Origin of the sequence: Allomesorhizobium aridi, assembly GCF_043769475.1 — a bacterium.
In the GTDB taxonomy this organism is placed as follows: Bacteria; Pseudomonadota; Alphaproteobacteria; order Rhizobiales; family Rhizobiaceae; genus Allomesorhizobium.
This window is the reverse complement of the sequence record NZ_CP171729.1, coordinates 5,707,894-5,725,676: the sequence shown is the minus strand read 5'-3', so window position 1 is coordinate 5,725,676 and position 17,783 is coordinate 5,707,894. Positions and strand designations below refer to the sequence as shown.

The window sequence follows — 17,783 nt, the reverse complement described above, 5'->3', positions numbered from 1 at the left end:
GCATGTTTCAGCTCGATCTCGCACTATCGCTGGTCCAGACATTCTTCATGTCGTTCATGGCCACACAGTTGGCCGTCGCGATGATCGCTGCGTTGGCCGAGTTAGCCCGCGTTCTTTAGACCTGTCTCCCGTCAGTCGCGGAAGACAAAACTGCGAGCCCCCTCAAGGACATTCGGGAAACAGAAGAAAAACAACCAGAAAGCCTGAAGTCCGGCAATCAAAAACAAATACGTTCGGAAGGGCTCTTTGCTCGTCTTGTGACGCAAGGCTCGCTGGCCGACTAAAGCGCCAATGGTTCCCCCGACAGCAGCTATCGACAAAAGGGCTCGCTCAGGCACTCGCCACATTCCATTGCGGGCGCAGTGCTTGTCCCATGCGAACGCTAGGAAGCCAGCCATGTTGATGACAAGAACGTAGGCAGCAAACAGCAGCATTTCCGGAGCCATATCGTCCCCCAGCCCACAGGATCGGCAGCGACGATAGCATGGAATACTTCCCATTTTCCTTATGGTTGGCTGGCTCTAGCCGGTTAAGGCGTACTCATGGATCAGCGCGCCGGGGTTGCCGGGAACGGTGACGATTGACACCTCAACCACGTCCAACACTTCCCGGATATGACAGACGCCGCCCCCGATTGGCTTCTGCATGGCCGCCATGTTCCCGCCGAGCGAAAAGCCGGTTGCCTCGCCATCCTCGACCATCTGACAGGCCAGCCGCCCGCGTTCGTTCGTGAGGTCGATGACGCCGACCATATGCAGGCCGTTGCCGTCATCGTGGATCTTGAGCCAGGAGCCGATTTCCTCGCCCTCATGCATCAGCAGCATCTTGGGCCACCAGCCGCTTCTGAGCAGCGTGGCGAACGCCCCAGGCCCGACAATATAGGTTTCGTTGCAGCACACGCCAAAGGCCGTGCCATAGCCGGCGACCATCATCGCTCGAATATGGCTATCGAATAGGGGTCGCAGATCGAGCGGGCGATCTCACGAACACCTGACGTTACGTCGATGACTGCACCGTCGATCACGTCATCAACACCGATAACCTGCACCTCGCTCGCATCAAAGCCGCCGCCGTGAACCATCAGGTCTTCAAGAAGTCCGAAAGGTTGCGCTGCGTTCCGTCCCCCCAGCCCCGAAGGTCGTTCGATCTGGAACCGTGAACGTGTCGGTCGTGATCTGCCAATCCGACTCGCCGTCATAGGCAAAGCGGAACAGCGCCAGCGATGACCCCTTGAATACCGTTCTGGTCTCGCCGGTCTTCAGGCTGGTGAAGTAATAGTTGTCAGAGTCCTCGTACAGCAGTTCATCATCGAAGCGGTTGACATCTGGCGCAGCAATCAGGCGATTGAACGAGCCTGTCGTCGTGATCTGATAGGGAACTGTTTGGGTCCAGACAGTCGCACCGCCTGTTGCACCGTCGATCCGGCGCACCTGCAAATTGGAGGTCCACACCACAACGTCATCGTCATAGAATACCGCATAGACGCCGTTGTTAGGGAGCGTGGCGTGTTCGGTAGCGCCAATAATAGCACCGCCGGCCGTCACCTTGGCCTTTACGAGCTTGTCGTCGGCGCAAATCCAAAGATCAGCGTCGGCGCTGCGGGCGGTTCCCGCCGCGATGCTTTCGATGGCCGCATAGCCATTCCATCCAGCACCCGAGGTGAAGCTGAGGGAAACGCTGTCGTCTCCAATGCGGAAGACAAACAGTTCCTCCGTGATGAAGACCGATCCGATCAGCAGAGAGGTGTTGCCGATCCTGACATGGCAACTCGTGTTGACCGCATAGGGGCTGATCGCATCCAAGCCTGTGGCAGTGACTGCACCTGTGGCCGGGTCGATCAAAACGGCTTGGCTGGTGGAAAAGTTGGTCGAGAACGCGAGAATACGGTCGATTTCCGGGATGTATCGGAAATCAGTCTCCAGGATCGTCGCCAAGGGCAGCCCGCTCAAGGGAACCGCGTAAATCTCCCGCAGATCGCCAATCGAGAATTTCCGCAGCAATCCAGGCGTGTTGGACACGCCATAGAACACGCCACCATCCCAATGCAGAGCCGGAACCGTGTTGATAGTGTCCGCAAAGAACGTGGTGAACACATCCGTGTCGTAGGATGTGGTCGTGCCTTGAACAACTTCTGCCTCGAAGACAGGCGGCTGGTTGGCCTCGCCCATGTTATAATCGCGGATGACAATATCGATGTAGCCGCGATGCGCGGAGACGTTTTCCTCGCCTTCTTCGTCAACCATCGTCGGGTCGCGGCCTTGCGTGGACTGCCCGTCATAGAAGCGGTATTTCAGGCCGCCCCACCTGTAGCCTGTCGATGCGTCGAGGATCAGCCGTCCATCAGCCCACAGCCGGCGCAGCGACCATTCCGAATCAGGCACAAGCGGAGCGCCAAAGCGAATGCGGCAGTTCAGGATTACATCGACATCTGTTTCCGTCGTGAATCCGGATGCGAAGCTGAAGGACGTGCTTGAACTGCTCTTTACGATGACGGCGGGTGCCCACACGTAAGCGCCGGAAATCCTGGCCTTACCATAGAGGACGGGAACGGTTTGCCCATAGGTGGAAGTCGGGAAGTTCTGCTGCGCAGATGGCGACGTGGATGAACCACCACCGCCGCCAGGTCCATCCACCCTGAACGAAAACGGATATTTGAATGCGCCAGTGCTGATCTTGTAACCCATAGCCCGTCGCCCCTCAAATCCCGATATGCGTCTTGAAGTCGGCGACGATCGCGTCCCGGTCTCCCGATGAGGGAACCGTCGAGAATGTCGCGACCTCGAAAATCTTGCCGTCGAGCCATGCGCTAGCACCGCCGAAGCGGAGCTGGCCGGTAAGACTTGAAGTGTTGCCTGACGCAACCGATGATTCCGTGCCTCCGTTCACACGCACATAAAGGTTTCCGCCTTCATGCCGCCATTCGGCCACATAGGCGGTTCCAGCATTGATTTCGACGCGAGTGGCAACGTCGGCGTTACCGTCCCAGTTGTATGCTGAGATCGTGTCCGGGCTGCCGGTGTTGCGCAGTTGAAGTCCGAGGAACTGGCCGAAGTCCTCGATTATCGCGTGATTGCTCCAGGCATCCCCGCTGTTTGCCGTGATCGTGTCGGCGAGGAAAGACACAACCAAGTAGCCGGCGCTGGCTGATATGAAATTAGATATGGCAATGGAACTGACCAGGATATCGTCGGTCCCGTCGAAGTCGGCGCACGCTCTGCTGTTCGGCCCCGCTGTGGCGACCAGCGGGCGATTGCCGGCCGTGGCCTGGGCCATGTGCCGGGAACTGCCGGATTGGTCGTTCCACGACGACACTGCACCGGAAACATCGGTGTAGCGTGAGCCGCCAGCAAAGGCCGTGAGTAGATCGCGAGACATCGACCATGCGCCGGTTGGGGAAAGACCGTCGAGGATGCCGGCCGCTTCCACCTCCAGCGTGAACGACGCAAGATCGGCCGTCGCGCTCGCATTGTCGGTGACGCGGATGACGATACCGGCGAAGCTGCCTGTTACCGTTGGCGTGCCGGACACGACGCCGGTTGACGAGTTCAGCGTGATGCCGGCAGGCAGCGCGCCGCTAGCAACGCTGAAGGTGTAGGGCGCAGTGCCGCCCGTGGCTGAGACCGTGAAGCCGGCATAAGCCGTGCCCTCAGTCGCGGTGAGAACCGGTGTGCCCGAGATGGCGAGAGCGCCGCCGAAGCGACCCGATTGAATAAACATCATTTGGCAAAATCCTGGTAACATCTGTTGTCTTTCTCTCTTCGTTCCAGCCACCAGCGGCAGCCATCGCCGTCATTTGTCGAGCATGAATATTCGTCGCCGATCGCAAACCCAGTGCTAGCAGCGCAGACCTCAATCCACGCCCGCAAGCCTTCCCATTTCGTCAGATCAAAGCGCCCGAAGCCGGGGACCGTAACCGCTTCGATGCGTGGGAAGAATCCGTGCGTGGGAATCGGCATGTTGTGACCTTTTCGATTACGCGGCCGGCCACCAGGCCAGCGCCAAAATGATATGAGCGCGAGCCCTGCCATTTCACCGATCCCTGTTTGCGGCTTCGAGCTCGATCCTTAGCTTCTGAGCCGTCGGCCAAGATTCCGCGCCGCCAGAGCCTGCCGGGTAAGGCGATCTCCCGTCGTGAACATCGAGCGGCGAAATTTCCCACGGTCTCATGTCCAGCGCGAAGTAGAGCGCCTGCCAGTCGGCCGCCCGATAGGCTGCGACCGCTTCCGGCGTGATCCGGCGGCGGGCTTTCAGGGCGCGGCGTTTCAAGGGCATTGTGGCTCTCCGAACTGTTCCTGAGCCCACGGCGTCGAGCGAGCGGCAGTTGGCTGCCATGAGGCAAGGAAGACTGCGCCGAGCCGCTGCCAAGCCTCTGGCGCGGCCTTCCAGATCGAACGAATGCTGTCCGACCCGGCGGGAAATCCGAACGGCTCCAGATCGCCGAAGAAATCAAAACCCGTCTCGAATGTCTCCGCCCAAGCGGCAATTTCCGCCTCTACAGAGGCACGCCGCTTCGGAACTCGTCTTTTCACCGGCATCCACTCACCTCCGGTTCGATCGCAGGGCGGGCGGGCGGCCTGAGCCGGCAGGCGCTTCGGTGTCCAGATCAAGTTCTCGGATCAATCTTGCGAAGGCGATGCGGCTGTCTCTCTCAATGGCGACCTCGGGACGGGTTTTCGGATCGCCCTTGGAATCGTTGAAGGTGAGCCCATGTGTCGCCAGGGCTGCCCGTGCCTGCTGAAGGCGATCCCATGATTCCGCCGCAGCCTGGAGCAGGCGAAGGTGATGCTGCTCCAGATCGTATTCGGAAACGACATGCTCCCACCATGCCCGCGTCGCTGCCGTCAGATGCTCTGGAGCAGGTGCAGTCTCACGCTCTGCCGTCGGCGTCGGAACCGCAGGCACAACCGTCAGGGATGCAGCCGATCGAGGCCCTCTAGCGCCCATTATTCAGCCTCCCTCGCGCGCGCGGGTCCAACGGGGGACATGAAACTGAAAGAAAACGGATGGGAGCGGTCGCGAAGCGAATGGTTGTAGAGAATTGCATACCCCCTCCCGATGAACAGGGAGAGTGGCGACCCGTTGGAGTACCAAGCCGCCACTCGTGCTCACCGAGGATGACCGGCCCTGGCGAACTCATCGAAACTCCTTCGGGATTGCATCGCCAGCCAAGAACCCGTTCTGGCACGCCTCTCTGAGGTAGAATGCAAGTCGGCTTTGGCTGTCCGTTGCGCCGCCCAGGAGGACAGGCTGCATTGGGTAGAAGAAACCCGTCCACGCCACGTCCTCCCGCTCCAGCGCGTCCACCATCTGAACGAGATCACGGTGCTTCTGGTTGGCGGTGATCAGCGCGGTGCAGATGGCACCCACATGATCGGCGTAGGTTCGCTCGACCTTCTGACATACGAGCTTGGAAGCCTTCCCGCGTTCAATCGCAATACGACCTTCGAGGGTGACGAGCGCCTGCTCGATATCCCGCACCATGGTCAATATCTGCTGGAGGCGCTTGCGGTCTTCGCCGTACGGAATGCCGGCCGTTTCATCGCCGAGCAGCCTTGCGACTTCGGCGTTTGGCTGGACCGTGCCGACCTGAGCCTGCATGCGTTTTTCAATCGCTCGGCGCTCCACCTGCAAATCGGTGTGCGTGGATTGCAGCTCCTGCTTCTTGGCAATGAGGCGGGCGTAATCGTCGCTGACTTCGGCAAGCGATGGAACGACGGTGGTGGCGGACGTCTTGCTCATTTCTTCACCGGGCTTTTGCGCTTGCCATTGGCGGGCGCACGCGTCTCGCCGCCAGCGGATGACTTCATCATGGATGTGCGGGATTTCGCCAGGCGCTGTTCGTGCGTGCTAAACCGACGCTCGAAATCATCCCGCTTGCGTAAAAGGCGGGCCAGATTCGCGTTTATGATCTTGCCGCCCACAACGATTTTCCCGTCACGGCAACCTTCTTCCGATATTTCCATGTCGCTCTCCATGTCAAGATTCCTCTATCTGAAGAACAACATGGAGCCTTTTGTCGTGCAATTTCTACGGGGTTAAATTGCACGATCTGGAAAAAGAACAGAAAACATCTGACGCTGCTTCGGCCATCTTGGCGAGAACGCAAGAATACTTTGAACGTCGGTGCGCAGACGCCACCGTTCGTCACTGCTCAAGAGGTGGAAGGGAAAGCGGTTGCTGATCCCCCGGCCCGACTGGAGGCTCCTGCCGGCTTCGGCCAGGACCGTCGCTATCGCCGAGTCCTTGCTCGCCGGCATTGCCGTTTTCAGCCAGGCCGCGACGTTGCGGATCATGGCGTCTCGATAGGTGGTTGCGATGCGGGGCGACGCTTTGGCGAGCAGATCGAGGATAATGGCGTCGAAGGCTGTCGCATCTCCAAGGCGAGCGTTGGCTATCAGTTCGGCGACATCGCCGCCCGGAACGATCGGAGCGGCGTTCATGGCACTTTAGCCCCCACTGCGTCGCGCGGTCTGCCCATGTGGCCCACTTTCTCGGATTTTGCGGAAACTAAGAAAACGCTATCGGAGCGGTCGCGGCGCTGAAGGGTGTAGGGATCATGATGGCCCCCCCTCCCTTGCGCGCGAGGGAGGGGAAATACTGTGTTAGCGATAGCGCCGCGCTGTGCAGCCGGTCGAGCTGTTGGCGAGGGTAGAGGCTGGACCGCCCCCGGTGCCGGGAACATGTCGGGGATGTCGCCGCGAGCATGGAGGCGCTGATGATGCTGCCGGCATAGCCACCGCAGATCGAGCGGCGCATCGTAGCTGTCATGATGGCCCTCGGCCTCGGCCCCGCATACCTCACAGCCCTGCGGCTCTATCTCGCCCCTGCGCTTTGCAATGCGGACGATCTCGTGCGCTCTGATGGCGTAAGGATGAGCCCTGTTCCATCGCTGCTGAGGGCTGAGACGCTGGGAGGATGAGCGCGACAGTTCCGCTTCTTCCTTCCTCAAAAGCCCCTGCGACGGTTCGGTTGCGGAAACTTTTGAGATTGACGCTCTAAAGTCTAAGTCTTCTTTTTGGTTTTGGTCTGCTCTCCGTCTTGTCTCCGTCTCCGTCTGTAGTCTCGGTCTCTGTCTCTGTGCATCTGAGTGCTTCGAAAGGGCTTCCATAGGGCTTTCGTTCATAGTCGCGCCCTTCCCGCCATATAGGCCGAGTTGGTTAGTCTAGAACCGTTGTGGCTTATGGGTTCGAACGGCGTATCGAGCGGGTTCACGTTCGACTGCTGGTCGGTCAGGTCGAGTTCCGCCGCCTCCCTCACCTTGTCGCTGTCGAGTTCGGAAATCAGGCGCTGGACGCCCTTCAGGTGCTTGCCGTTGGTTGGCGGGTTGTGCCGGAACCATCGCAGCACATGAATTTCGTCGGTCGCATCGTCGTGGACGATCAGGCCACCGTCGATCGCGTCGTTCCGTGCCGCCGGCAGCCGATCAACGGGCCATCCTAAGTCGGCGGCTGCATAGGCGTCAGGAAGCCGGAAACAGCCGGCGGAGGTCTGATGCTCGCATGACAACAGGTAGAGATAGAACAGCCTGCCATCGTCCGTCTGAAGCCCTCGGAAACGTGCCGAGCGCCAAAGCTTTGGAGAGACCTTGGAGAACTCACGCATGGCGCTCGCCCCCTATCCCGTAGGCGTGTGAGGCGATCACCAGCGCCAATGGGAGACGGCTGGCGCGAATATGATTGGCTTGCCGAAGGCGAAGCTTTTCGCTATCGTCACAGTCATCGAACGCAGCGAAGCTTTTCGATATTTCACGCGAGCCGCGCCCTGCCAGGTGCGGCTTTCGCTTTTCGGGCGGGCCGCTCATATGGCCCTCGCTCTGCGCAAAGCCTGCGCCGCCCTGATCGCATCGATCGCCTGGAGCGACGTGATACCGAACCGGGTTTTTAATTCTGGCACGATCGCGCGGCCCTCGTGGCTTGGCTCGTTGGCGAGCCATTCGCCGGCCATTCGGACGGCTTCGTCAGGCTGGAGGTCCGTCTGCATCACGCGGCCTCGCCTTGAAAGAAAGCGGCGAGAACGCTGCGCTCTACCACCCAACGACCACCAACCTTCTTTGCCGGAATTTCACCCGTTTCCAGCAGATGAAAAGCTCGGCGGCGGTTGGTCCCGAGTTCGAGGGCGATTGCTTCAGCGCCCCAGATGAGCGCCATCGCGGGCTGTTGTTTCTGGTCATCTTTCATCATTCCATTCTCCATATTTTCCCAATCAAGTGCGTGTTACGTACTTACGTTGCCAAAAAAAGAGGGCGTCGTTTATGTCTCCGAGAGAGCGGCGAGGTGACCGTTGATTCGAAGCACCGCGACTGCCGAGCCTGCGCCTATCAATGTTTTCGCCAGTGCCTGGGCGGCGTTTTCTTCGTCAACGCCCGAAACTGTGGAGACTCGAAAACGCTGGTCATCTTCGATGTTTGCAGGTTGCACCACCAGATAGCACGGTCGCCTCTTTTTCACTGCGATGTCGAACATCATTCTCAGAGCTGCCGTTCTACGAATGCTGTCCGAGACTTGGAGAAGCACCCCGATGGGCAGATGAAAATGACGCGTGAGACCGGCAATAAGACAGGCGAGGGTCGCCTCGTCACGCGAGAATCGCCTATGAGTTCCAGTTCCAGCCCGATCGGTAGAGTGCTCGGCCTGAATAACGCCGGCCTCGGCCCAAAGCTGAACCGAGCGGCGTTTCGATTTTGTCAGTTCGGTCAAGTCCGCCAGCGAGAATTCGTCCATCGCGATTCGGTCGCTCCAACCAAGTACGTATTGCGTTCTTGACATGGGTTGCGCTCCACGTCAAGGTGCTTACAGCAGTTTGCACGAGGTTCGGAGGGAATGGTCACATGTCGGTTCGCAAGCGCACCTGGAAGACCAGCAAGGGTGATGAGAAAACCGCCTGGATCGTCGATTATGTTGATGGCAAGGGCGTTCGCCGCCTTAAGACATTTCCGCGCAAGAAGGATGCCGATGCTTTCGAGGCCGTCGCCACGGTCCAGATTACTGAGGGAACGCACGTCGCCGACAGCGACAGCACGACCGTAAAGAAGGCCGGGGACTTATGGATTGCTGGAGCCGAGAACAACGGGCTGGAGCGGTCCACGACCAATCAGTATCGCCAGCACCTTGACTTGCACATTGCGCCCTTCATCGGCGCGACGAAACTTTCGGCCCTCAATATTCCTGCCGTCCGCGCCTTCGAGGATAGGCTTCGCGCCGAAGGCCGGTCGCCGGCCATGATAAGGAAGATCCTCGTCAGCCTCGGCTCCATGTTGGCTGATGCGCAAGAGCGCGGCCTGACGGCTCGCAACATCGTCAGGGACATGCGCGGCAAGCGAAGGGCGGGCAAGGAACGCCGCCAGGAGCGCCGCCAGAAGGGCAAGATCAAAGTCGGCGTTGATCTACCGACCCGCGAGGAAGTGAAGGCCATTGTAGCGGCTCTGGAGGGGCGCTGGAGGCCGTTGCTGCTTACCGCCGTATTCACGGGGCTTCGGGCATCGGAGCTGCGCGGGCTGCGCTGGAGCGACGTTGATTTCGACAAGCGCGAGATTAGGGTTCACCAGCGGGCCGATAGGTTCAATGAGCTCGGCCGGCCTAAATCGGAAGCAGGCGAGCGCACTGTGCCGGCCCCTCCCCTCGTCATCAACACGCTGCGGGAATGGAAACTGACTTGCCCCAAGGGCGAGCTCGGGCTCGTATTCTCGAACGGCAACGGCAATGTCGAGTCGCTGGCTAACATCATCAATCGCGGGCTGATGCCCGCACAAGTCGCGGCCGGCGTGTCGTTCGACACCGGCCAAAAGGACGAAGAGGGCAAGCCGGTCGTGAAGGCTAGATATACCGGGATGCATGCCCTGCGGCACTTCTATGCATCGTGGTGCATCAATCGTACTCAGGACGGCGGCCTCGGGCTCCCCCCGAAGGTCGTGCAGGAACGCCTCGGCCATTCGTCGATCATGATGACCATGGACGTTTACGGGCATCTGTTCCCGCGCGGCGACGATGCGGCGGAATTGGCAGCGGCGGAGATGGCGTTGCTGGCTTGACGCGACATAGACGCGACATAGCGCCTATTTCGTCAATGATTTCAACGCTTGCCAGCGGACTGAAAATCCGCGTGTCGGTGGTTCGAATCCGCCTCTGGGCACCATGACCCTTTCCCAGAGCTTCTCATAGCGTCTCACAGATCAAGAAAAATCAATGAGTTAGCCGGCTCTGGTTGCTCATAGTGAGCCACTGCGTACCGTTGCAACGCACCAATTTGTGGGTGGCGATCCGGGTATTACCCATTACCCAGGAGGTCCGTTACCCATGTCGCTCTCCGACTTCACCTGCAAGAACGCCAAGCCTAAAGACAAGAGGCTGCTTATTGCCCGGTTTCAACCCCTCCACAAAACGCAAGGAGGAGAAGATCGCGGCCATCACGGAAGGCGCGCACTACCTTCGGCCTGATCGCCGAGGAATATGTCATGCGGATGGTGGAACGGAAGGCTGCGGCGGCCACCGTTACCAAAACCAAGTGGCTCCTCGAAGATTTGGCCAGCCCGCTCGCCAAGCGCCCCATCAAAGAGATCACCCCGGCGGAAATTCTCCAACTCCTCCAGAAGATCGAAAAGAGCGGCCGAAGAGAGACGGCGCGGCGCTTGCGCGGCGTGATCGGCAGCGTCTTCCGGCTGGCGATTGTCACCCTCCGGGCCGAGACCGACCCGACCCTGGCCCTCCAGGGCGCTCTCCAGCCGCCGAAAGCCAATGGCCGTGCTGCTATCACCGATGAAAGAAAATTCGGTCAGCTCCTCCAAGCGATCGATGACTACGACGGCTGGCCGACCCTCAAAGCCGCCCTCCAGTTCCTCGCCCTTACCTGTGTCCGTCCTGGTGAGATACGGGGAGCTACCCGCGACGAGTTCGACCTGAAGAAGACCGTCTGGCACATTCCAGCCGAGCGCATGAAGATGCGTGCTCCGCACGATGTGCCGCTATCCAAGCAGGCGCTCCGGGTCTTAGGAGATATCTAGCCGCTTTCCGAGGGAGGCGGCCTGGTCTTTCCGTCGATCCGTTCGACCAAGCGTCCGCTTTCCGAGAACGCCATGAATGCCGCGCTGCGCCGTATGGGCTACGGCAAGGACGAAGTGACCGCCCATGGCTTCCGGGTGACCGCCAGCACCATCCTCAACGCCCGCAACTACGATCCAGACGTGATTGAGGCGGTGCTGGCGCATCAGGACAAGAACGCCATCCGGCGAACTTACAACCGCGCCACCTATTTTGAGCAGCGGGTGACGTTGATGCAGGAGTGGGGAGACTTGCTAGACGTACTAAAAGGCGGGCCGTTAGTCGTACGCGCGTCCACAGTCGGCTCGCTGTCCTCCAAGTTGCCGTAGTCGCCCAGTTCTTGGAGACAGTCCCGGGACGTGATGTAGGTAGATAGCGCGGTGGGAGAAATCATTCTCATGCTCGGCGACAAGCGCGGTGAGGTTCATGCCACGTTACGCGGCAAGGCGATGGGCATCCTCGACTTCCCCTGACGCCGCCCCAGTTTCTATCCAGTTCTGAGTTCGTTTCCGGCGTTGGTTTTGCCCTGCTGGGCGGGTGAAGCGACGGGCGCTAGCGCGGAGCCGTTGGCGTAGCGCAGCGCGAGCTACCGTCGCGGGTGAAGGTGCTGGCGAACTCGTCCGGTTTCTGCCAGGCGATCTGGGAGTGCGGTCGGGCGGTGTTGTAGTCGGCGCGCCACAGGTGATCGCCACGCCCGCCTGGGCCAGCGAGGTGAACAGCGTCTCGTTCAAGAGCTCGTCACGTAGCGGCCATCCGGCTGCGTTCGGCGACGAGCCGATCCAGACGCCACCCGCCATGCCCCAACCCAACGCGGTTGATCTCGTTCGACCAGCCATCTTGCTGGTCGGGCTCTTAGTCGTATTGGCACTCGTGGTGGGCCGCTAGAGCCCCCGATGATGCGATGTCCGGCAGATGAGGGGCTCATCACTCTTGATACCACGATGCAACAGCAGCTAGGACCGGCCATATTTGTTACGAATGGTGTCGATGTCGGATTGATCGCCCCGGCCTCGTCGTTCCAGAAAATGAAGGAGCAACGATATGTCTGAAAAGGAAGTCTTGTCTGTCATCCGGGGCCAGGAAGACGCAACTGCCAAGGGGGACGCCCGCGCCAACGTCGATGCCATGGACCCGGATGTCGTGGTTTTCGATCTGCCGCCGCCGCTTGCCTATCGAGGCGAACAAGCACGCGACATCGAAGGGTTAAATGCTTGGTTTGCAACTTGGCACAACGGCGTCACCGTTCACATGGCTGATCCGCAGCTCATAATCGACGGCGATCTTGCAGTGGCCTTTGGGCTGTCGCGCATGACTGGCATTAAGACCGATGGCACAAAGGTCGACTCCTGGAGCCGGCGAACCATCGTGCTAAGGCGCATCGCCGGTTCTTGGAAAATCATCCACGAACATGCCAGCTTCCCTATGGCAATGGACGGAAGTGGGCGCGCTGTGACGGATCTCTTGCCGTAGTTCCGGAACGCCTAACGTGCTCAACAGGGATGTCGGCTTTCACGCGGCAAGGGTTCGTAGGTGAACGGTCGATTTGGCGGCGCGTTGCTGACAGTCAGCCTTGCGACCGTTGGCGGACTTGCGCGGCCTGTTGGCAGAGTTCGGCATCAAGATTCCCGAAGGATTGGAGCGGGCGCTCGGGCTGGCGCGCCAGATCACCGCCGGGGAAGCGGTGCCGGAAGTCCCGGCCAAGGCAACGCAGGTCCTCGGCCTCTTGTGCGGACAGGTGCTCGACACCCATGCCCGTCTCCAAGCGATCGACCGTGCGATCAGCACCCTGCAACGAAGTGACGACGTGGCACGACGCTTGTCGACGATCCCCGGCATCAGTCCGGTAGGCGCCACAGCATTGGCCGCATCCGTTGCCGATCCGGGACAGTTCCGCTCGAGTCGAGAGTTTGCTGCCTGGCTCGGGCTGACACCTTCACAAAACTCGAGCGGCGGCAAGGATCGGCTCGGCCGCATCACTAAGATGGGCGACCGGTATCTAAGAAAGCTATTGGTGGTCGGCACGACATCGTTAATCCGTCGGGCGAGATACAAACCGGAGACAGCCGATCCTTGGCTTGTCGCGTTGCTTGCCCGCAAACCCATGCGAGTGGCGAGCGTGGCCATGGCGAACAAGATGGCCCGGGTTGTCTGGGGCGGTCATGGTACGAGGCGAGACCTATCAAGCTCGCCATGCCCCAAACCTGGCGGGGTAAGGTCGCCAAGAAGAGGAGTTCTTAAGTGCAGAAAACAATTCGAGCCAATCAAACGGCTCCATGAGGTTGTGAGAGCGACGCGATGTGATGGCGAGACCGGTCAGGCCGGGAACAGGGACAACCCCATCGAATGTGTCCGGCGTCAGCACTGATGGGACCAAATCGGCTTAACTGATAGCGGAGGATTTCTGGTTCATCGTAGCCTTTCAAAGGAGCGAAGATGAGACAGAAATCCGGAACCGGGAAAGCGCCAGCGGAACAGGTCATCAAAGACATCCGCCGAGTGACCCGCAAGCAATATGGGGCGGAGGAGAAGATTCGCATCGTGCTGGAAGGCCTGCGTGGCGAGGAGTCGATCGCCGCGCTGTGCCGACGCGAAGGGATCGCCGAGAGCCTGTATTACAGTTGGTCGAAGGAGTTCCTCGAAGCCGGCAAGAAGCGGCTGGCCGGCGACACGGCACGCGCCGCCACCAGCGACGAGGTGAAGGTGCTGCGCAAGGACGCCCGCGACCTCAAAGAGGTCGTCGCCGAGCAGGCCCTGGAGCTTCGGATTCTCAAAAAAAGCATGATCGCGGATGGGGACGGCGACGAATGAGATATCCCGCATCTGAGAAGCTGGAGATTATCCGGCTCGTCGAGCAGTCACATCTGTCGGCGCGTCGCACGCTGCAGAAGCTCGGCATTCCCCGCTCGACCTTCAATCGCTGGTATGACCGCTTCCTTGCCGGTGGCGTCGATGCCCTTGAAGATCGCAGGCCTCGGCCGAACCGGGTCTGGAACCGCATCCCCGATGAGGTGCGCGATCAGCTCATCGATCTGGCGCTGAACGAGCCGGAGCTGTCGCCTCGGGAGCTGGCGGTCACCTTCACCGACACCAAGGGCTACTTCGTCTCCGAATCCTCGGTCTATCGGCTGCTCAAGGTCCATGACCTCATCACCAGCCCGGCCTTCATCGTCATCAAGGCCGCCGACGAGTTCCATGACAAGACGACAGCGCCGAACCAGCTTTGGCAAACCGATTTTACCTATCTCAAGGTCATCGGTTGGGGATGGTTATACCTGTCGACGGTGCTCGACGACTTCTCCCGCCACATCATCGCCTGGAAGCTCTGCACCACGATGAAGGCCGGGGACGTCACCGACACGCTGACCATGGCGCTGCGGGCTTCCGGCTGCGACAGCGCCAAGGTGATGCAGCGGCCGCGGCTGTTGTCCGACAACGGCCCGTCCTACGTATCGTCCGACCTAGCCACATGGCTATCCGACAAGGGCATGGAGCATACGCGCGGAGCGCCTTGCCACCCTCAAACTCAAGGCAAGATCGAGCGATGGCACCAGACCCTGAAGAACCGCATCCTGCTGGAAAACTACTTCCTGCCGGGTGATCTCGAGCGGCAGATCGCGGCGTTCATCGATCATTACAACCACCGCCGCTACCACGAGAGCCTTGGCAATCTCACACCCGCCGACGTCTATCTCGGGCGCGGCGACATCATCATGCTGGAAAGAGAAAGGATCAAACGCGAAACCATCAGACAGCGCCGCTTGCTTCATCGAGAGGCAGCCGCCTAAAATGCCAACCCTGATGGGCCAGAGCCTCCGTTAGCTCACCGCGCCAATTGTCCCAAAAACCCTGACCACGGACATGCTTGAACTCGATCATTTCGCTGCCGAGCACACCGGTGCCGAAGCTGGGCCGGCGCGTCGACGGCAAATGCACGTGCGCTGCCATCATGTTGGACATCGGTTTGTTCCCACATGAGTGCTTTTGCGAATTGCAAGAGCACCAAAGGGTGCGGGGCGCAGGCAGCGTGGGCCGCGCTACTGTACTGGATTCTGACCGCGGTTATAGGCAACCAAGCGTCCTTCGCGGAGGAGTTCCGGACACATAGGTTACGGTTTATACCGGAGACATAGGTAACACTTTCGGCCCGAAGGAGTTCTCAAGACGGCGCGGGAAAAACGGCTGATCTTGCCGTGCGCCTGCCGACCTGAGAATCTGCATCAGCCATAGCCCGAAGCAGACTCGGCGGCGAGTGTTCCCGCCATAAGCTTTAAACAGTCGTCGCTACAGTCGAAATCCATGCGGAGCCAGATCGGTCCGGCTTCGTGCGGCCTTGATCGGATCACGCGGAGGCGCGACGGACTAGCCTCCAGGGAACATTGAAGAGCATCGGCCCTGCGCCTTCCGCACCGGTGATCTGCGCAATCAGATGATCGGCAAGATGCTCATAGTGGGTGGTTTCGGGACCGATCGTCGTCAGCGCCGGATGGCTGAACTCGCCCTCCTCGATGTTGCCGCAGCCGATGACGGCGATATCGCCGGGGACCGAGAGCCCGGCTTCCTCGAATGCGTGGAGGGCCGTCACTGCCGCCAGATCCGATTCGGCAAAGAGCGCGGTCGGTGGCTCTTTGCGGGCGACGAGCGCGTTGGCGTTGGCAAAGGCAGCCTTGCGCGCATCGGCGCCGCCGACCAGGAGCTCCGCTCGAAGCGGAAGATTGCGTGCTTCGAGAAACCGGTGGTAGGCGGCGACGCGGCTTCCTTCCGCCGCTTTCTCGTGCAGCATGTAGGCGATGCGGCGATGACCGGCTTCGTAAAGATATTCGAGCGCGATGGCGACAGCCTCGGCCGTGTGCTGGCGGACGACGGAAAAACTCGTCGGCTCGACCGACGGATGGAAGATTACGGCCGGTCGTCCGGCCGCCGCCAGACGCCCGGCCAAGAGCGCGACTTCGGCCTCCGAGAAATGTTGCCAATCGGCGATCACGCCGTCGGCGAGCCCGCTTTCGATCTCGCGCACGATCCTGTCCATGCGCTCCATGGTGTCGCCCGCGGCGATGATCGTCGAAAAGCCGTTCAGCGCAGCCGCGGACTGGACATCCTGGGCAATACGGTCGCTGAAGGGAACGCCGAGCCGCGGCAACAACAGGCAGATCCGCTCGGCCTGTCGCCGGCGGAGCTGCCGGGCTGTCCGGTTCTGCACATAGCTGAGCTCCGCGACGGCCTCCAGAATCCGCTGCCGCGCCTCCTTGCCGACGAGATCTCAGCCGCGTACTGTCGCCGCTCAGGAAATAGGAAACGGCCGCCGTCGAAACCTTGGCGCGGCGGGCGACGTCGGCCATGGTCGGCGCCCTTTTTCGATCGAAGTTGCTCTCATCCATTCCTGTGTCCCGGAGTCCGGAGCGGGCGTCTTCAGCCCTCGCTCAGAAGATCTCCATGCCAATTTTCGTGCTCGACGGGAAGGATCTCGGGCCTTGCCTCGCCTGCCTCTTCCATGTGGGCGGCAATGCGGCTCCGGAGCCATGCACGGGTCTTGGCGTGACCGGGCGAGGCAATGAGGTTTTTCAGCTCGTTCGGATCCTCCTCGAGATCGTAGAGCCGTGCCTCGGCGTAAGAGTCGCTGCCCGAATCGCGCCAGCCATCCTTTCCCGGCGCCTCGATCTCGTACTTCCACCGCCTGGTGCGCAAGGCGCGGCCGACATGGTGCTCGCTGATCTGGATAAATATCTCCTCGCGCGGCGCTTCTTCTCCCCTGAGCGTCCTGAGGAGCGATCGGCCCTGCATCGTCTCGGGCACGTCCAAGCCGGCGGCGTCGAGAAGGGACGGCGCGAGGTCGACTAGGCTGACAAGCCCCTCAAAAGCGCCGACGCGCTCGAAGCCCGGGCCGTGGAGGAGCGTCGGGACGCGGATCGAGGCCTCGTGGCAGGAGCGCTTGTATTCATTGTTGCGTGTCTTGAAGTGGCAGCCATGGTCGGAGGTGAAAAGGATAATCGTGTCCTCCAGCAGATCTAGGCTGTAGAGCGCCTCGACGAGCCGACCGAACGCCTCGTCAAGACGGGCGACCATGCCGAGATAGCCGGGGAAATGCTCCGCGGTCGTTCCACCGAGCGCGGCGAGATCGCCGGGGACGGCAAGCTTTCGGCGGATCCTATCCTCATAGCCGATCGGCGCCGGATAGTTGTCCGTCTGGTTCTGGTGATGCGGTTCGAGGAAGGACAGAAACAGGAAGAACGGATCCTCTTTCGGAGAGGCGACATAGCGGATCGCCGCATCGGCCAGCGCGTCGACCCGATATCCGGGCAGCTTCACCGGATTGCCATCATTGTCGTGGACGACCGTGTCGTAGGGGCCCGACGTGAACTCCAATATGTTGGACGCCAGCCAGTAGCGGTAGCCGCCACGCTCCTCCTGCGTCACCGGTTCAGCGGATCCCAGATGCCACTTGCCGATATAGGCGGTGTCATAGCCGGCTGCCGCGAAATGGTGCGCAAGCGTGCGTTCGCCCTTCGGCAGCGGAATGTCGTTTCGGTAGCAGCCGGTCGTGGTTGGATACCGTCCCGTCTGGAAGACCGAGCGGGCTGGCCCGCAGACAGGCTGGCAGGTGAAGGAATTCGCCACGAAGGTGCCCGTCTCGGCCAGGCGGTCGAAATTCGGCGTAAGCTCCAGCGTATTTCCGTGGGCGCCGACTGTGTCCCAGCGCTGCTGGTCGGTGAAGAAGACGACGACGTTTGGTCGGCGGGATGTCATGGAAGGGCA

The 17,783-nt window shown here is 60.5% G+C and carries 21 protein-coding genes and 3 pseudogenes; 5 read left to right on the top strand and 19 right to left on the bottom strand.

Annotated elements, in window-relative coordinates; all coding sequences use genetic code 11:
* Positions 1-131 precede the first annotated feature (131 nt).
* The 15 genes from ACG873_RS30275 to ACG873_RS30205 all read right to left on the bottom strand — a co-directional run bounded on the left by ACG873_RS30275 (position 132) and on the right by ACG873_RS30205 (position 8,765).
* Positions 132-446, bottom strand: coding sequence for a DUF1294 domain-containing protein (locus ACG873_RS30275; RefSeq protein WP_394889558.1), 315 nt, complete (start codon positions 444-446; stop codon positions 132-134).
* A 75-nt stretch (positions 447-521) separates the two neighbouring features.
* Positions 522-932, bottom strand: coding sequence for an HK97 family phage prohead protease (locus ACG873_RS30270; protein ID WP_394889557.1), 411 nt, complete (start codon positions 930-932; stop codon positions 522-524).
* The gene (locus ACG873_RS30265; protein WP_394889556.1) at positions 929-1,081 is read right to left on the bottom strand and encodes a hypothetical protein; all 153 of its coding nucleotides are present in this window, start codon (positions 1,079-1,081) and stop codon (positions 929-931) included. The genes ACG873_RS30270 and ACG873_RS30265 overlap by 4 nt, the downstream gene beginning before the upstream one ends.
* A 7-nt stretch (positions 1,082-1,088) precedes the next feature.
* On the bottom strand, positions 1,089-2,684 hold the full coding sequence (locus ACG873_RS30260) for a hypothetical protein (RefSeq protein ID WP_394889554.1): 1,596 nt from the start codon (positions 2,682-2,684) through the stop codon (positions 1,089-1,091).
* Between the two features lie 13 nt (positions 2,685-2,697).
* A complete protein-coding gene (locus tag ACG873_RS30255; protein ID WP_394889552.1) occupies positions 2,698-3,720 on the bottom strand; it encodes an Ig domain-containing protein in 1,023 nt (340 codons plus the stop codon).
* Positions 3,717-4,028: a hypothetical protein gene (locus ACG873_RS30250; protein ID WP_394889550.1), complete on the bottom strand. Its 312-nt coding sequence runs from the start codon at positions 4,026-4,028 to the stop codon at positions 3,717-3,719. Before ACG873_RS30250 ends, ACG873_RS30255 begins: the two co-directional genes overlap by 4 nt.
* Position 4,029: 1 nt before the next feature.
* Positions 4,030-4,272, bottom strand: coding sequence for a hypothetical protein (locus ACG873_RS30245; RefSeq protein WP_394889549.1), 243 nt, complete (start codon positions 4,270-4,272; stop codon positions 4,030-4,032).
* Positions 4,273-4,539: 267 nt separating this feature from the next.
* The gene (locus ACG873_RS30240) at positions 4,540-4,944 is read right to left on the bottom strand and encodes a P27 family phage terminase small subunit (protein WP_394889548.1); all 405 of its coding nucleotides are present in this window, start codon (positions 4,942-4,944) and stop codon (positions 4,540-4,542) included.
* A gap of 189 nt (positions 4,945-5,133) precedes the next feature.
* Positions 5,134-5,739 (bottom strand): hypothetical protein, encoded by a 606-nt coding sequence (locus ACG873_RS30235; protein ID WP_394889546.1) that lies wholly within the window; start codon positions 5,737-5,739, stop codon positions 5,134-5,136.
* Positions 5,736-5,975 (bottom strand): hypothetical protein, encoded by a 240-nt coding sequence (locus ACG873_RS30230; protein ID WP_394889545.1) that lies wholly within the window; start codon positions 5,973-5,975, stop codon positions 5,736-5,738. The genes ACG873_RS30235 and ACG873_RS30230 overlap by 4 nt, the downstream gene beginning before the upstream one ends.
* Before the next feature lie 60 nt (positions 5,976-6,035).
* A complete protein-coding gene (locus tag ACG873_RS30225; protein WP_394889543.1) occupies positions 6,036-6,440 on the bottom strand; it encodes a hypothetical protein in 405 nt (134 codons plus the stop codon).
* Positions 6,441-7,119: 679 nt separating this feature from the next.
* Positions 7,120-7,602, bottom strand: a complete 483-nt coding sequence (locus ACG873_RS30220; protein ID WP_394889541.1) for a hypothetical protein — start codon at positions 7,600-7,602, stop codon at positions 7,120-7,122.
* 195 nt (positions 7,603-7,797) lie between these two features.
* Complete coding sequence (locus ACG873_RS30215; RefSeq protein WP_394889540.1) at positions 7,798-7,983, bottom strand: hypothetical protein; 186 nt, start codon at positions 7,981-7,983, stop codon at positions 7,798-7,800.
* Entirely contained in the window at positions 7,980-8,180 is a 201-nt protein-coding gene (locus ACG873_RS30210; RefSeq protein ID WP_394889538.1) for a DNA-binding protein, read from the bottom strand. Before ACG873_RS30210 ends, ACG873_RS30215 begins: the two co-directional genes overlap by 4 nt.
* Positions 8,181-8,249: 69 nt before the next feature.
* Entirely contained in the window at positions 8,250-8,765 is a 516-nt protein-coding gene (locus tag ACG873_RS30205) for a hypothetical protein (RefSeq protein ID WP_394889536.1), read from the bottom strand.
* A gap of 62 nt (positions 8,766-8,827) precedes the next feature.
* Here ACG873_RS30205 and ACG873_RS30200 point away from each other — a divergent pair, with 62 nt between their 5' ends.
* Both ACG873_RS30200 and ACG873_RS30195 read left to right on the top strand, forming a co-directional pair.
* Positions 8,828-10,027: a tyrosine-type recombinase/integrase gene (locus ACG873_RS30200; RefSeq protein ID WP_394889534.1), complete on the top strand. Its 1,200-nt coding sequence runs from the start codon at positions 8,828-8,830 to the stop codon at positions 10,025-10,027.
* 423 nt (positions 10,028-10,450) lie between these two features.
* Positions 10,451-11,362 (top strand): annotated as a pseudogene (locus ACG873_RS30195) (tyrosine-type recombinase/integrase).
* 158 nt (positions 11,363-11,520) lie between these two features.
* Here the strand turns inward: ACG873_RS30195 and ACG873_RS30190 are convergent.
* A pseudogene (locus ACG873_RS30190) lies at positions 11,521-11,779 on the bottom strand (integrase core domain-containing protein); the annotation flags it as partial.
* A gap of 295 nt (positions 11,780-12,074) precedes the next feature.
* On the opposite strand from ACG873_RS30190, the gene ACG873_RS30185 reads away from it, so the two are divergent.
* The 3 genes and pseudogenes from ACG873_RS30185 to ACG873_RS30175 all read left to right on the top strand — a co-directional run bounded on the left by ACG873_RS30185 (position 12,075) and on the right by ACG873_RS30175 (position 14,818).
* A complete protein-coding gene (locus tag ACG873_RS30185; protein ID WP_394889532.1) occupies positions 12,075-12,503 on the top strand; it encodes a YybH family protein in 429 nt (142 codons plus the stop codon).
* A 118-nt stretch (positions 12,504-12,621) separates the two neighbouring features.
* A pseudogene (locus ACG873_RS30180) lies at positions 12,622-13,246 on the top strand (IS110 family transposase); the annotation flags it as partial.
* Positions 13,247-13,466: 220 nt separating this feature from the next.
* A protein-coding gene (locus tag ACG873_RS30175) for an IS3 family transposase (RefSeq protein WP_394889531.1) occupies positions 13,467-14,818 on the top strand; the annotation gives its coding sequence in 2 pieces (ribosomal slippage) (positions 13,467-13,803 and positions 13,803-14,818; 1,353 coding nt in all).
* On the opposite strand, the gene ACG873_RS30170 is transcribed toward ACG873_RS30175, so the two are convergent.
* The 3 genes from ACG873_RS30170 to ACG873_RS30160 all read right to left on the bottom strand — a co-directional run bounded on the left by ACG873_RS30170 (position 14,778) and on the right by ACG873_RS30160 (position 17,774).
* A complete protein-coding gene (locus ACG873_RS30170) occupies positions 14,778-14,990 on the bottom strand; it encodes a hypothetical protein (protein ID WP_394889530.1) in 213 nt (70 codons plus the stop codon). The two genes, ACG873_RS30175 and ACG873_RS30170, sit on opposite strands and share 41 nt — an antisense overlap.
* Positions 14,991-15,372: 382 nt before the next feature.
* Positions 15,373-16,230 (bottom strand): LacI family DNA-binding transcriptional regulator, encoded by an 858-nt coding sequence (locus ACG873_RS30165; protein ID WP_394889528.1) that lies wholly within the window; start codon positions 16,228-16,230, stop codon positions 15,373-15,375.
* A 209-nt stretch (positions 16,231-16,439) separates the two neighbouring features.
* A complete protein-coding gene (locus tag ACG873_RS30160; RefSeq protein WP_394889527.1) occupies positions 16,440-17,774 on the bottom strand; it encodes a sulfatase-like hydrolase/transferase in 1,335 nt (444 codons plus the stop codon).
* Between the last annotated feature and the right edge of the window lie 9 nt (positions 17,775-17,783).

Coding starts and splice junctions, on each gene's coding strand:
- ACG873_RS30275 (WP_394889558.1), bottom strand. CDS start 446: ATGGCTCCGGAAATGCTGCTGTTTGCTGCCTACGTTCTTGTCATCAAC.
- ACG873_RS30270 (WP_394889557.1), bottom strand. CDS start 932: ATGATGGTCGCCGGCTATGGCACGGCCTTTGGCGTGTGCTGCAACGAA.
- ACG873_RS30265 (WP_394889556.1), bottom strand. CDS start 1,081: ATGGTTCACGGCGGCGGCTTTGATGCGAGCGAGGTGCAGGTTATCGGT.
- ACG873_RS30260 (WP_394889554.1), bottom strand. CDS start 2,684: ATGGGTTACAAGATCAGCACTGGCGCATTCAAATATCCGTTTTCGTTC.
- ACG873_RS30255 (WP_394889552.1), bottom strand. CDS start 3,720: ATGATGTTTATTCAATCGGGTCGCTTCGGCGGCGCTCTCGCCATCTCG.
- ACG873_RS30250 (WP_394889550.1), bottom strand. CDS start 4,028: ATGGCAGGGCTCGCGCTCATATCATTTTGGCGCTGGCCTGGTGGCCGG.
- ACG873_RS30245 (WP_394889549.1), bottom strand. CDS start 4,272: ATGCCCTTGAAACGCCGCGCCCTGAAAGCCCGCCGCCGGATCACGCCG.
- ACG873_RS30240 (WP_394889548.1), bottom strand. CDS start 4,944: ATGGGCGCTAGAGGGCCTCGATCGGCTGCATCCCTGACGGTTGTGCCT.
- ACG873_RS30235 (WP_394889546.1), bottom strand. CDS start 5,739: ATGAGCAAGACGTCCGCCACCACCGTCGTTCCATCGCTTGCCGAAGTC.
- ACG873_RS30230 (WP_394889545.1), bottom strand. CDS start 5,975: ATGGAGAGCGACATGGAAATATCGGAAGAAGGTTGCCGTGACGGGAAA.
- ACG873_RS30225 (WP_394889543.1), bottom strand. CDS start 6,440: ATGAACGCCGCTCCGATCGTTCCGGGCGGCGATGTCGCCGAACTGATA.
- ACG873_RS30220 (WP_394889541.1), bottom strand. CDS start 7,602: ATGCGTGAGTTCTCCAAGGTCTCTCCAAAGCTTTGGCGCTCGGCACGT.
- ACG873_RS30210 (WP_394889538.1), bottom strand. CDS start 8,180: ATGATGAAAGATGACCAGAAACAACAGCCCGCGATGGCGCTCATCTGG.
- ACG873_RS30205 (WP_394889536.1), bottom strand. CDS start 8,765: ATGTCAAGAACGCAATACGTACTTGGTTGGAGCGACCGAATCGCGATG.
- ACG873_RS30200 (WP_394889534.1), top strand. CDS start 8,828: ATGTCGGTTCGCAAGCGCACCTGGAAGACCAGCAAGGGTGATGAGAAA.
- ACG873_RS30185 (WP_394889532.1), top strand. CDS start 12,075: ATGTCTGAAAAGGAAGTCTTGTCTGTCATCCGGGGCCAGGAAGACGCA.
- ACG873_RS30170 (WP_394889530.1), bottom strand. CDS start 14,990: ATGTCCAACATGATGGCAGCGCACGTGCATTTGCCGTCGACGCGCCGG.
- ACG873_RS30160 (WP_394889527.1), bottom strand. CDS start 17,774: ATGACATCCCGCCGACCAAACGTCGTCGTCTTCTTCACCGACCAGCAG.